Source organism: Pedococcus sp. P2_D7, assembly GCF_056404295.1.
Genome location: NZ_JBFUEH010000006.1, coordinates 60,740 through 73,754, shown reverse-complemented (window position 1 = coordinate 73,754; position 13,015 = coordinate 60,740). Strand labels below are relative to the sequence as shown.

Sequence of the window (13,015 nt, the reverse complement as noted above, 5' to 3'; positions counted from 1 at the left end):
CGGGTGGCCGGCTCGCGTGGCGACGCGCGGTCGGCGGTCCGGGGGCGTCCGATGAGCCCCAGCGCGGCCCTCAAGGTGGCGGTCGTCGGCCCCACCCACCCCTACAAGGGTGGCGTGGCCGCGCACACCACGAGCCTCGCGCACGAGCTGGCCGAGGCCGGCCACGACGTGACGCTGGTGTCGTGGTCACACCTCTACCCCTCGAAGCTCTACCCGGGTGAGCAGGCCGTGCCCGGTGGGACCCCTGACGTGGAGCCGTTCCCGCGCACCGTGCGGGCGCTGAGCTGGGCCCGACCCGACACGTGGGTGCGCACCGGGCGCCGGCTGCGCGGCTTCGACGTCGTCGTGGTCGTCCACGTCATCCCCGCCGTCGTGCCCGCCCACCTCGCGCTGCTGCGCGCGGCCGGAGTGGGCCGCCGGTCGGTCCAGCGCACGACCCGACACCCGGGCCCGCGCACGGTGGTGATCGCCCACAACGTCCTGCCCCACGAGACGCACCCCGGTGACCGTGAGCTCATGCGGCAGTTCCTCGAACGGGTGGACGCCGTCCTCGTGCACAGCGACGAGCAGGCCCGGCTCGCCTACGAGCTGGGGGCGCCGCGCGTCTCCGTGACCGACCTGCCACCACACCTGCCGGGTGGCGCACCGGTGGACCGCGTCGAGCACGCCGGACCACCGCGGCTGCTCGCCATCGGCATGGTCCGCGACTACAAGGGCGTCGACCTCCTCATGGAGGCGCTCGCCGACGTGCCCGGCCCGACACTGACCGTGGCCGGCGAGATGTGGGGCTCCAGCGGCGAGCGCGTCAAGGAGCTGGCCCAGGACCCTCGGCTGCGCGACCGGGTCCAGGTGCACGGCGGCTACGTACCCGCCGACCGGCTGGCGCCGTTGTTCGCCGCTCACGACGTCCTCACCCTGACCTATCGCAGCGCGACCGCCTCCCAGAACGCCCTGCTCGGCCAGCAGCACGGGCTGCCGGTCCTCGCCTCCGACGTCGGCACCTTCGGCGGACAGGTCCGCGACGGCGTCGACGGCCTCCTCGTGCCGCCGGGCGACAAGGCGGCGCTGGTGGCCGCCCTGCAGCGGCTGGCCCAACCGGGCGTCGCCGACCAGCTCCGGGCCCAGGTGCGCCCGCCCGACCTGTCAGGGCCCTGGGCGCGCTACGTCGGGACGATCGAGGCGCTCGCGGCCGTGGAGACGGCCACCGAGCCGGACGACGACGACGTGGCCGAGGGCCCTACCGGCGCAGCCGCCGTCGCGGGTCACCTGCGGCACCGGATCTCCAGCACGGTCCGCGCCGTGGTCGCCGCGTCCCGGCCGGAGGTCGAGCTCTCCCGTGCGGACCTGCCCGACTGGGTGCGCGCCTCCGACGTCCTCGCCGACGGCCACGACGCAGACGACGCGAAGGCCCTCGCGCGGAGCCTCGGGCTGCCGCGGTGCGGCGACGGGATCGCCGCCTGGGCGGCCCTCGGTGCCCTCGCCGCGATCGTCAGGGTCCGCGACGACGGCCGCCGCAGCGCCGTGATCGTCGACGAGTCGGGGAGCCGGTCGCCGCTGTCCCGGTGGGCGCGGGCGATCGGGTTCGCGCCGGTCGAGCTCGAGCTCACCGGCCACCGGTCGAGCGTCGAGGTGCTCGACGTCGACACCGCCTCGCTCGACGTCATCGTGCGGCTGCACCCCGGCGGCTGCGACGCCGACGACATCGACGAGGCGATGAGCCAGGCGTCCTGGGCGCTGAAGTCCGGCGGCCTGCTCTGCGTCACGCTCCCGATCGGCCACCCCGGGGCCGAGGGCGCCCTCGGGCCGGCCGACGTGCGCGCCGTGCTGGCCCGTTCCCACGACTTCGGGTTCGTGCTCGTCGGCGACCTCGACGGCGACATCACCGGGCGGATGCGGTCGGCTTCCGACACGTCCACCCGCACCGACGCGGCATACGGGCTGCTCCGGCTCACCCTGCGGAGGCGCTGACATGGCCCCGGGCCCCACCACCACGCCCACCACGAACCGCGCTCGCCTGTTCAGCGGGCTGCGGATCCTGTTGGCCCTGTTGGTCGTCACGGCGGTGACCGTCGCGGTGGCCAAGAACTGGCGCGAGGTGTCCGCCGACATCGGGCGCATCGACGCCGGGACGTTCGCACTGGCCGCGGTGCTCGTCTGCCTGCCCCCGGTCTTCACCGTGCTGGGGTGGCGGGTCCTCATGGCCGACCTCGGGTCGCCCCTGCACGTCGCGCCGGCCGGCGGCATCTTCTTCGTCGGCCAGCTGGGCAAGTACGTGCCCGGAGCGGTCTGGAGCATCGTCGCGCAGGCCGAGATCGGCGCCCGGCTGCACATCCCGCGCAAGCGCTCGGCGGTGGTCGCGTTCGTCTCGGTGGCGATGGCGGCCATCTGCGGGCTGATCGTGGGCGCGCCCGCCCTGCCCCTGCTCATCACCCGTGACGACTCGGCGGCGCGCACCGGCTGGGCACTGCTCCTCGCGGTGCCGCTGCTGGCCGTCGTGCTCTGGCCGCCGCTGCTCAACTGGGGGATCGCCACCGTCCTGCGGGTGCTCCGCCGAGAGCAGCTCGAGCACCGGCTCTCCGGGCGGGCCGTCCTCACCGCGACCCTCTTCTTCATCGGCGCGTGGATCTCCTCCGGCCTGCACGTCCTCGTCCTGGCCCGGGCGATCGGCGCCGACACGGGCACGGGTCAGCTGGTGCTCGCGAGCCTGTCCGGCTTCGCGCTCGCGTCGTCGATCGCGATGTTCAGCGTGGTCCTGCCAGCCGGCGTCGGGGTCCGCGAGGGCGTCCTCGTGCTGATCCTCGCCCCGGTGACCTCCACCTCCGCCGCCACCGCCGTCGTCGTCATCTCGCGCTTCCTCACCGTGGCCGCCGACGTCGTGTTCGCCTTCGGCGGCTGGCTCTACGCGCGCTCACACCACCTGGTCACCTCTCCTGAGGAGCGCGAGCACGACCACATCGAGGTCGACCCCGACGTGACTGCCGAGGAGTCCCGCTCGTGACGTCCGACGGGTCCGCCCGCGAGGAGCAGCTCGCCTACTCCGAGCTGATGGGCGCGATGCTCGACGAGCGCAAGCGGCGGCAGAAGGCCCAGAAGATCCTGGCCGTCGTGCGGCACGCGCTCGGGCGGGACGACCTGGCTGGCCTGCGCGCCCTCGACGTGGGCTGCTCGGCCGGCTTCATCGCCGACGAGCTGGCCCTGGCCGGTGCGCGCACGACCGGCGTCGACATCGACGAGCCCGGGCTGGTCGCGGCGCGGGAGCGGTTCGGGGAACGCGTGGAGTTCAGCCTGGCCCGGGGCGAGGCGCTGCCGTTCGAGGACGGGTCGATGGACGTCGTCGTCTTCAACCACATCTACGAGCACGTGGTCGACCCCGAGTCGGTCGTCGCCGACATCCACCGCGTGCTGAGCCCCACCGGCGTGCTCTACCTCGGCATCGGCCACCGCCACCAGGTCGTCGAGCCGCATTACAAGCTGCCGTTCCTCTCCTGGCTGCCGCAGGGTGCCGCGGACCGCTACCTGCGGCTGACCGGCCGCGGCGAGCACTACTACGAGCACTACTACTCCCGGGCCGGGCTGCGCCGGCTCTTCGGCGCCTTCGACGTCTGGGACTACACGCTGCCGGTGCTCGCGGACAGCGCGGCCTTCGCCGGCACCGACCAGATTCCGGCCTGGGTGTCCCGCGTCCCCGGCCGCGTCCTCGAGGCGGCCGCACCGATGGCCCCGACGTACATCTGGGCGGCCTTCAAGGACGCCGCCCCCGCGGGCCCCGCGCTCCGCGTCAGCCCCGTCCACCTCTGACACGGGTATGCCGCCCGGCTTGGCGGGCGGCATACCTGGTGCCGCGGTCGGGTCCGAAGACCCGGGGGTCAGGCGGCGCCCGGCTCCTGGGTGTCGTCCTTCGGGTACTTCTTCACGAAGTCGATGATGACCTGTCCGGAGAGGTCGCCGCAGAGCTGGCGGTGACCGGCGTCCTTGGCCCAGTGCGAGAGCGCGTAGGGCTTGTCGGCCGGGAAGGCGCCACGGCTGGGGTCCCACTCGACGACCTTGAACTTGCCGCTGGTCTCGGCGACCTTGTTGGCCTGGTCGGCGACGTCCTTGAGCAGCGTGGTGTCCTTCACCTTGGTGCCGTCGTACCAGAGGATCGTGTAGCCGTGCTCGAGGTTGTGGACCAGCGTCTCGAGGACCGGGCGGTCGGTGGCGGTGTAGAAGTCACGGCCGCTGACGTCGGGGCTGACGAAGTGGGCGCCGTTGCTCGGCGGGATCGTCGAGTACTGCACCGAGGTCTGGTCGGGCTTCTGCGTGCCCGGCCCGACGTGCTCGCCCGAACCGGTCGCGGCGTCGGTGGTGACGGGGTCGCACTTGGCGGCCGCCACGGAGACACCGAGGGCCGGCAGCTGCTTGCCCTTCGCGTCGTTGATCGCGTAGAGCACGACCCCCGTGAGACCGGCCAGCAGCACGAGACAACCGACGACGATGCCGGCGACGACCTTGCGCTCCTTGGCTTTCTGCTGGTTCTGGATCTCGGCCAGTCGGGCCTTGCGGTCCTGGCTCGCGCGCTTGTTTGCCACAGGTTCCTCGGGGTCGTTCGGGGGCGGGTCGCGCAGAGTCTACGTGGCCCGCCTGCGGACTCTGTCACCCCAACGCGCAACACTGGCGTCATGTCCCCGACCGCCGAGACCACCCGTGTGTGGCGTCCCGGCAGGGCCACTGCGGTGGGGCTGGTGATCTCGGCGTTCCGTCGCGGGGGAGGCGATCCGACCTTCCAGTCCGACCGGGGCGACGGCTGGTGGCTCGGGCTGCCGACCCCCACCGGGGCGGCAACGCTGCGGCTCGTCCAGCGTCGCGACGCCGGTGAAGTCGTGGCGACCGCCTGGGGTGATGGAGCGCAGTGGGCCCTCGACCAGGTGCCGGCGCTGCTCGGCGACGGAGACGACGACAGTGACTTCGTGGCGCACCATCCGCAGGTCGCCACGGCGTGGAAGCGGTATGCCGCGTGGCACGTGCCGCGGTCCGGCCTGGTCATGCACGCGCTGGTCCCGGGGGTGATCGAGCAGAAGGTCACCGGCAAGGAGGCGTTCGGTGGATACCGGGCGCTGGTCCACCGGTTCGGCTCGCGCGCCCCTGGCCCCGGTGAGCAGCGTCGGCTGTGGGTCGCCCCGACGGCGCAGGAGTGGGCGGCCATCCCGTCCTGGGACTGGCTGGCGGCGTCGGTGGACGGCGCGCGGTCAGGGACGGTGATGAGGGCGGCCGCGGTGGCGGGCCGGCTGGAGGAGTGCGCCACCCTGCCCCTCGACGCGGCCCACCGACGGCTGCGGTCGGTGCCGGGCATCGGCGTCTGGACGGCGGCCGAGGTCGCCCAACGCGCGCTGGGTGACCCCGACTCCGTGAGCTTCGGCGACTACCACGTGGCCAAGAACCTCACCTGGGCGCTGTTGGGCGAGGCCCGCGACGACGACGTCCTCGCCGAGCTGCTCGAGCCCTACCGGGGCCACCGCTACCGCGTGCAGCACCTGCTCGAGCTGTCCGGGGCGGCTCGTCCGCGGCGGGGTCCCCGGATGGCCCCGAGGACCCACCTCCCGACGCGCCGCTGACGAAGTCCGCCCGCAGGTGTTGGGTTCCGGTGGTCACCAGGCCGCCGTGACCCGCGTTCGGTGACGAACAGGTCGCCACAGGGCGCGGTGCGACGGGGTGGCCTCAGCGGTCGGTGACCGTCACGCGGACCCGGGCCTCGCCGTCCGGGCCGAGGAAGTCCGCACCGTCGAGCGCGGAGTCGATGCCCTCGCCCCACAGCGCGACCTGAAGACGGGCGGCCACCACACCCACCTGGAACGGCGTTTTTGCCGAGAGCTCGACGAAGGCCTCCCCGCTGGTGTCGGCACCGCTGCCGAACGGGAGGTGGGCGGCTGCGACCGAGCACGCTCGCTCGACGCGCACGGCGAGGGGTTCCGGTGCGACAGAAGCGATTCCGAGCTGTGCGGCGCCCGAGCTGCCGGGCTCGAGGCCGAGGGCGGCCCGGACGGCCTCGGCGCGGCCGTAGTCGAACCAGTCGTCGCGTCCTGCGCGGATGAGCGCGCGGGCGCCGCGGCCGCGGTCGGCCAGGACCCACTCGGTGCCGCGGACCACGGCGGCGGGGATCGCGTCGGCCTTGCCCTTGACCAGGTCTGCGGCAGCCGCGAGCTCGTCGCCGACCGCGCGGGCGGTGACCGACAGCGGCCGACCGTCGGCGTCGACACCACCGCGCAGGTCGTCGACGACGTCGATGCCTGCGGCACCCAGCGCGAAGTCGGTCTGCCCGAACCGCCACGGTCGCCCAGCGGTGTCGCTCAGCACCACACCCAGGCGCCTGAGGCCGGTCGCGGCCAGCAGCGCCACCCGCAGGTGCTCCGCCTCCGCATCGGGGTCGGCCGGCAGCAGCAGCACGGCATCTCGCCCGCCGGTGTTGGAGGCGTCCACCCCGGCCGCGGCCAGGATCGGGCCGGCCGTCGACCGGACGATCTGTGTCACCTTGTCGCCGCTCAGGCGCTCGGCCACCACCCGGACTGTCTGGCTGACGACGGCCGCGCTCTTGATCGTCGAATCTGCCCACAGGCCAAGGGATTTCGAGACGATCTTGCTCGAGACCACGAGCACGTCGCCATCCACCAGGGTCAGGCCCGCCGCTGCGGCGGCGTCGAGCAGCAGGACGACCAGCTCGTCGCCGGGTCGCACCTCGGGCATGCCCGTCAGTGGCACGATCGAGAGCGTCGGCACGGTCAGGCGTCCTTGGTCTGGGTGGTCAGCTCGAGCGCCAGGTCGAGGGCGGCACCCGCGATCTCGGCTGCCGCGTCCGTGTCGGTCATCAGCAGCGGTCGGCCACGCACCGCCGCCCGGGGCAGTCGCACCGACGACTCGTCCTCGGGGGAGACGAGCCACCCGTCGAGGAAGTCCTCGTAGAGTCCCGCGACGGCGGCGGTCGTGGAGTCCACGCCGATGGCCCGCAGGCACGCGTCGGCGTGGCCTCGCACCGGCATACCTCCGATGAGTGGTGACACGCCGACCACCGGAGCAGCGGTGCCGCGCAAGGCATCTCGCACGCCCGGGACCCCGAGGATGATCCCGATGGACACGACCGGGTTGCTCGGCGGCAGGAGCACCACGTCGGCGCCACGGATCGCGTCGAGGACGCCGGGAGCGGGGGTGGCGCGGTCCATGCCGACGGCCTGGAAGCGCTGTGCCGGGATCGACGCCTGGTGGCGGACCCACCACTCCTGGAAGTGGATCGCCCGCTGTCCCTGCTCGTCCTCGACGACCACGTGGGTCTCGACGGGCGAGTCGCTCATGGGCAGCAGCGTGATGCGCTGGTCGGGCAGCCCCCACCGGGCCGCGAGACGGGCGGTCACCTCGGACAGGGACACGCCCTGGCCCAGCCACTGCGAGCGCACGACGTGGGTGCCGAAGTCGAGGTCGCCGAGGGCGAACCACTGGGGCACGGCACCGTAGGCCGCCAGCTCCCCGAGCACCCGGTGGCTCTCGTCGGCACGCCCCCAGCCCTGGCCCTCGTGGATGCCGCCGCCGAGGGTGTAGATCAACGTGTCGAGGTCGGGACAGACCCGCAGTCCGAAGAGGGTGATGTCGTCACCGGTGTTGCCGATGATGGTGAGCTCGGTGCCTGCGAGGTCGGGGGAGCGGTCGAGGTGGGTGCGGAGGCCACGCAGGAAGCGGGCACCTCCGACGCCGCCGGCCAGTGCCGTGATGCGCATGTCCCGCAGTCTTGCAGCCCCGCCCTGCGAGGCGACCGGTGGCTCCCGCAGGATGGACGCCCGTGGCCGCCGGACCTACGCCGGGCACGTGCACCGCACTTCTACCGCACCTCTAGCGTCCGGGGAAGAGGCGTTATCAAGGTTCGTCCGATCGGGCAAATATCAGACTTCCGCTTGACGAACCACGTATGACACGCGTGTAATTCCATTGTTGTGATCGCGCTTGATCACACACATGGCGGCGCACCGGGTCGAGGAGGAAGCCGTGCAAGAGCTTCAGTTGGTCACCTTTGAAGGTGGCGAAGAGGTACAGATGTCGTGGCAGGAGCGGTCGCTCTGCGCCCAGACGGACCCCGAGGCGTTCTTCCCTGAGAAGGGCGGGTCGACGCGGGAGGCCAAGAAGGTCTGCGTCGGGTGCGAGGTCCGGGCCGAGTGCCTGGAGTACGCCCTGGCCCACGACGAGCGGTTCGGCATCTGGGGCGGGCTGTCCGAGCGTGAGCGCCGCAAGCTCAAGAAGCGTGCGGTCTAGTCGCCGGCGCGGCGACTCCCTCGTGACCAGCGCATGACGCTTGCCCCGCCCCATGATGTGACGGACCCCGCAGGACCTCCTGCGGCGGTCGCGACCGTGACGGCGGTTCTGGTGCTCCGGGGCCCCGCCTCGGCGCTCCCGGAGACCCTCGACTCCCTCGCGCGCCAGACGCGCAGCCCCGAACGCCTCGTGGTGGTCGACCCCGGGGTGGACGGCAACGCCGTCGAGACCGTGCGGGCCCACGATGGCGTCGCGGACTCCATCCCCTCGATCAGCTTCGTCACCGTCCCCGGCGCCGCCTCCCTCGCGTATGCCGTGCGCTCGGCCCTCGCCCAGGACGCTCTCGCCCAGGACGCCCCCGCGCAGGATCACGCGTCCCGTGGTGACGAGCGCGACCCGGCCACCCACGTGTGGGTGCTGACCTCCGACAGCGCCGCCGCGCCCATGACCCTGGCCCGCCTGCTCGACGCGGTGCGTCGCAGCCCGTCGGTCGGGGCGGCCGGTCCCAAGCTGCTCGACTGGACCCGCGCCGGCGCGCTGCGCTCCGTGGGCCTCCAGCTGACCCGCAGCGGACGACTCATCCCGTCCCCGGCCGCCGGTGAGCCCGACCAGGGTCAGTACGACCGCCGCACCGACGTCCTCGCCATCCCCGCGACCGGCATGCTCGTCGAGCGGGACCTGTTCGAGCAGCTGGGTGGTCCGGAGCGCAGGTTCGGCGACTTCGGTGCCGACATCGACTTCTCGTGGCGGGCCCAGCAGTCCGGCCGTCGGGTGGTCGTGGTGCCCCGCGCCACTCTGCGGACGGGGGCCGAGGCGGCCCCGGACGACGTCGTGCCGCGCGACTCGGCGACCCGCCTGCGTCGACAGGCGCGCCGCGTGGCGCTGTCGCGCTGCGCCTGGTGGACGCTGCCGTTCCTGACCGCGTGGATCGTCCTCTCGAGCACGCTCGCGGCCGTCGCCCTCCTGCTCGCGAAGCGCCCGCGCGCCGCCTGGGCGGAGTTCTCCGACATCGGTGCCGTGCTCACGCCCGGCCGCGTGCTGGGCGCCCGCTGGCGGTCGCGCGGCACGCGCCAAGTGCGTCGCCGCGACCTGCAGGGACTGTTCGTCCCGTCGCGCACCGTCCTGCGCCACACCACTGACCTCATCCGTGACGGAGTGGCCCTCGAGCCGGGCCAGGTCGACTCCGCCCGCGCCTCCGCGATCGAGTCGGGTCCCGTCGCCGACGAGGCGCAGGACCTCAACGTGCTCGGTGCCACCTGGGCATCCCGCGCCGCCCGCAACCCCGGCCTCCTCGTGGTCCTCGCGGTGACGGTGGTGTCGGTGCTGGCGACCAGGCGGCTCGGTGGCAGCTTCGGCGACCGCCTCGACAACGGACTCACCGGCGGCGAGACCGTCGGGGTCCGGGCCGGTGCGGGCACGCTCTGGCACACCTGGCTCGACGGCTGGCACGGCGCGGGCCTCGGGTCCGGCGCCGAGCAGGGGCCCCACCTCGTGGTACTGGCCGGGCTCTCGTGGCTGGCCGCCCACCTCCCCCTCCTCAGCGCTCCCGCCTCGCCCGCCGGTGCGGTCGTCACCGTGCTCGTGACGTTCGCGCTCCCGCTGGCCGCGCTCACCGCATACCTCGGCGCCCGGGTCGTGACCCACTCGCGCCTGCCCCGTGCCCTCGCGGCCCTGGCGTGGTCCACGACTGCGGTGCTGGCCACCGCGGTCGGCTCCGGCCGGCTCGGAGCCGTCGTCGCCGCGGTCGTGCTGCCGCTCGTCGCGGCGGGCGTGGCGCTGGCCGGTCGCCGGACCGGCACGGCCACCGCCACGGCGGCCACCGTCCTCGCGGCCGCCGTCCTCGGGGCGTTCGCTCCCGCCCTCCTGGCCCTGGTGGTCGTCGCCGGCGTCGCGGTGGTCGTCGCCGGGCACGGCTGGGCCCGCGTGCGGGGCCTGGCGATCGTGCTCGGTCCTGTGCTGCTGCTCGGACCCTGGGTGGCCACGCTGGTCGCGCGCCCGGCGCTGGTGTTCACCGGTCCCGGCCTCTCCGTCTGGGGCACCGGTCAGGCGCAGCCCTGGCAGATCGCGCTGCTCCACCCGGGTGGAGCCGGCTCCTACCCCGTCCTGCTGTCGGCACCGCTCGTCCTCGCGGGGCTGCTCGGCCTGCTCAGGGCGGGTCGCCGTGGTCCGGCCGCGAGCGTCCTTGCCGTCGTCGCCATCATCGGGCTCGGCTATGCCGTCCTCGCTCCCCGGATCACCCTCGGGGTCGTCCCGCAGGGACTTCCGGAGGCAGGCCGGCCGATCACCGCCTGGGCCGGCACCGGCCTGCTGGTGTGCGCCCTTGCCCTCGTCGCGGCTGCCCTGCTGGGGGCCGAAGGCCTCGCGGTGAGTCGGTCCCGCGGGGGCTGGGAGGCGCTGGCCCGATGGCCCGTCGCCGCAGCCCTGATCGCCTCTGTGCTGCTCAGCGGTGCCTGGCTGACCTGGCGCACGGTGGGCAGCGAGCTGCGCGCCTGGCAGGACCCGCGGCCCGCGGTGGCTGTCGACCAGGCCGAGAGCGGCATCGGCAACCGCATGCTCCTGCTCGCCCCGGAAGGGGAGGGGCTGACCTACCAGCTGCTCGGCCGCGAGGTCAGCGACGTGGCGCGCTCGTTGCCGACCCCCGCCGCCGATCGCGCCCCACGCGCCGACAGCGCGGCCCTGGCGACCTCGGTCGGTGCGCTCTTCGAGCAGGGCGCTGCCCCCGGGGCGCTCACCCCGGCGGCAGACCTGTCCGACCAGGCCGTGGGTTTCGTCGGCCTGCGCACCGAGGCCACCGACCCGCGGATCCGCGCGCTCGACGCGACGGCCGGGCTCAGCCGCCTGGGCGAACACGACGGCGTGACCTTCTGGCGCGTGCTCCCCGGAGGCGGTGGCACGGCCGACGACGCGGTCGCACCGTCGCGGGTCCGACTGGTCACCAAGACCTCCGAGCAGGCCCTGCCGGTGAGTGGCTCACACGCCCGTGTCGAGGTGAAGTCCGTGGTGCCGCAAGGCGCTTCGCTCGTCCTCGCCGAGCCCGACTCCTGGGTGCGCCACGCCAGGGTGACCGTCGACGGCCGGATCCTCGCGCCCAGCGGCGACGGCGCGGCATACCCACTGCCCGCCGGTCCGGCGACGATCTCCGTGGAGGTGCTCCCCACCAGCGCCACCTGGCGCTCCGCGCAGGGCATCCTCCTGCTGCTGGTCGTCTTCCTCGCCGTGCCGTTCGGCAACCGCTCCTCGAGGAGGAGGCGCCCGTGAACGTGTCAGCCAGCGGACTGGTCCGCACGTCCCTCGTGGCCCTCGCGGGTGTGGGCATCGTCGTCGCCGCCACGCACGGCCAGGGTGCGCTGGCCGTCGGGTCCGACGTCGGCGCCGACCAGGCCAGCAGCGCAGTCACGAGCCCGGTGCGCAGCTCCTCGCTCGTGTGCCCCGGCCCCGAGCTCAAGGGGATCCAGGGCGTCGACGACGCCGACGTGCCGGTGCGGGTCGCCGCGGCCGCGGCGCCGCCTCGTGCCCTCACCGGCAGCCAACCCGCCACGGCCGCAGGCACGCTCAGCGTCGCCCGTATGCCGAGTGGTGCCCTCGGCGCCCCCGTCACCGCTCGTGGGGCCAACCTCTCGGCCGACCAGGCCACGGCCGCTGGCGTGCTCGTGTCCGGGACCGAGTCGATGGCGGCCGGAGTGGCGGCGGTCCAGAGCTGGCTGGTGCCCTCGGGCGACCTGCGCTCCCTCGGAGGGGCGCCGTGCAGCCAGCCGGGTGCCGAGTTCTGGATCCTCGCCGGTGGAGGCGACCCCGGTCGCCAGGAGCGGCTCGTGCTCACCAACCCGGGTGGCAACCCGGTCACCGTGGACGCGACGCTGCACGGGGCCGACGGGCCGGTCTCCTCTCCCAACGGCAAGGACCTCGTCGTGCCGGCCCACGGTCGCACCTCCTTCCTGCTCGACTCGATCTCGGGTGACCTCGCCAACCCCGTCGTGCACGTCGTCGCCCAAGGTGGCGTCGTCGGCGCCGTCGTCAACGACACCTGGCTGGACGGGACGAGGGCGGGAGGGTCGGACGACGCGGTGCCGGCCGCCATGCCCTCGCGCGACCAGGTCATCCCGGCGGTCGCCGTGACCGGCAGGTCGGTGCTGCGCGTCGCGGTGCCCGGCGGCTCAGAGGCCGTGGTCCAGGCGAGGGTGCTCACCGCCCAGGGCGCCCGGGCCCTGCCGGGGGGAGGCGTCATCCGCATCAACGGCGGCGCCGTGCGCGACATCGACCTCTCGACGCTCCCGCCCTCCACCGTGGGGATCCAGGTCCGGGCCGACGTGCCCGTCGTGGCCGCCGCGATGGTGACCCGTGCCGACCCCGCCAAGCCCGGCGACCTGGCCTGGGCCTCGTCGACCCCACCGATCACGGGGGTGGCCGGGATGCCGCTCGTCGCTCCCGGCGCGGCCACCGGTGTCCAGCGCCTGCTGTCGCTGACGTCGTCGGGTGACACCGCCGGGGTGGAGGTGGTGACCGTCGACGCCCACGGGGTCGAGACCTCGCGCAGGCCGCAGGTCGGCGTCGACGCCACCTCGTCGATCGACGTCACCGGTGCCGCCTCCGTGTGGGTGCACCGCGTGTCCGGCAACGGTCAGCTGCGAGCCGGCGTCATCTCCCTGCTGGAGGACGACCAAGGGCAGCTCATCTCGGTCACGCCGCTCAGGGACACCGTCCTGCGGACGACCTCGGTCGGCCTGCGCGAAGTCACCCAGTAGCGGTC

10 protein-coding genes are annotated in these 13,015 nt (G+C 73.9%); 7 read left to right on the top strand and 3 right to left on the bottom strand.

The features are described from left to right. The first annotated feature begins 51 nt into the window (after positions 1-51). From AC1DWJ_RS15410 to AC1DWJ_RS15400, 3 genes are read left to right on the top strand one after another with little or no spacing between them, the layout of a single operon-like run. Positions 52-1,968 (top strand): glycosyltransferase, encoded by a 1,917-nt coding sequence (locus AC1DWJ_RS15410; RefSeq protein ID WP_477621247.1) that lies wholly within the window; start codon positions 52-54, stop codon positions 1,966-1,968. Between the two features lies 1 nt (position 1,969). Continuing rightward, a complete protein-coding gene (locus tag AC1DWJ_RS15405) occupies positions 1,970-2,998 on the top strand; it encodes a lysylphosphatidylglycerol synthase domain-containing protein (RefSeq protein ID WP_457252503.1) in 1,029 nt (342 codons plus the stop codon). Continuing rightward, positions 2,995-3,798, top strand: coding sequence for a class I SAM-dependent methyltransferase (locus AC1DWJ_RS15400; protein WP_457252502.1), 804 nt, complete (start codon positions 2,995-2,997; stop codon positions 3,796-3,798). Before AC1DWJ_RS15405 ends, AC1DWJ_RS15400 begins: the two co-directional genes overlap by 4 nt. Before the next feature lie 68 nt (positions 3,799-3,866). Here the strand turns inward: AC1DWJ_RS15400 and AC1DWJ_RS15395 are convergent, their stop codons facing one another. Continuing rightward, a complete protein-coding gene (locus AC1DWJ_RS15395; RefSeq protein ID WP_457252501.1) occupies positions 3,867-4,568 on the bottom strand; it encodes a DUF3105 domain-containing protein in 702 nt (233 codons plus the stop codon). A gap of 90 nt (positions 4,569-4,658) precedes the next feature. Between AC1DWJ_RS15395 and AC1DWJ_RS15390 the strand changes: the two genes are divergently transcribed. After that, a complete protein-coding gene (locus tag AC1DWJ_RS15390) occupies positions 4,659-5,591 on the top strand; it encodes a DNA-3-methyladenine glycosylase family protein (protein WP_457252500.1) in 933 nt (310 codons plus the stop codon). Positions 5,592-5,694: 103 nt separating this feature from the next. On the opposite strand, the gene AC1DWJ_RS15385 is transcribed toward AC1DWJ_RS15390, so the two are convergent. Together AC1DWJ_RS15385 and cofD are read right to left on the bottom strand one after the other, a co-directional pair. Further along, a complete protein-coding gene (locus AC1DWJ_RS15385) occupies positions 5,695-6,750 on the bottom strand; it encodes a coenzyme F420-0:L-glutamate ligase (RefSeq protein WP_457252499.1) in 1,056 nt (351 codons plus the stop codon). Positions 6,751-6,752: 2 nt separating this feature from the next. Further along, entirely contained in the window at positions 6,753-7,739 is a 987-nt protein-coding gene (gene cofD / locus AC1DWJ_RS15380) for a 2-phospho-L-lactate transferase (RefSeq protein ID WP_477621246.1), read from the bottom strand. Positions 7,740-8,052: 313 nt separating this feature from the next. Between cofD and AC1DWJ_RS15375 the strand changes: the two genes are divergently transcribed. The 3 genes from AC1DWJ_RS15375 (at position 8,053) to AC1DWJ_RS15365 (ending at position 13,010) form a co-directional block, all read left to right on the top strand. Continuing rightward, entirely contained in the window at positions 8,053-8,268 is a 216-nt protein-coding gene (locus AC1DWJ_RS15375; RefSeq protein ID WP_153269213.1) for a WhiB family transcriptional regulator, read from the top strand. Between the two features lie 96 nt (positions 8,269-8,364). Next, positions 8,365-11,526 (top strand): glycosyltransferase, encoded by a 3,162-nt coding sequence (locus tag AC1DWJ_RS15370; protein ID WP_457252497.1) that lies wholly within the window; start codon positions 8,365-8,367, stop codon positions 11,524-11,526. Next, on the top strand, positions 11,523-13,010 hold the full coding sequence (locus AC1DWJ_RS15365) for a DUF5719 family protein (RefSeq protein ID WP_457252496.1): 1,488 nt from the start codon (positions 11,523-11,525) through the stop codon (positions 13,008-13,010). The genes AC1DWJ_RS15370 and AC1DWJ_RS15365 overlap by 4 nt, the downstream gene beginning before the upstream one ends. Positions 13,011-13,015 lie beyond the last annotated feature (5 nt).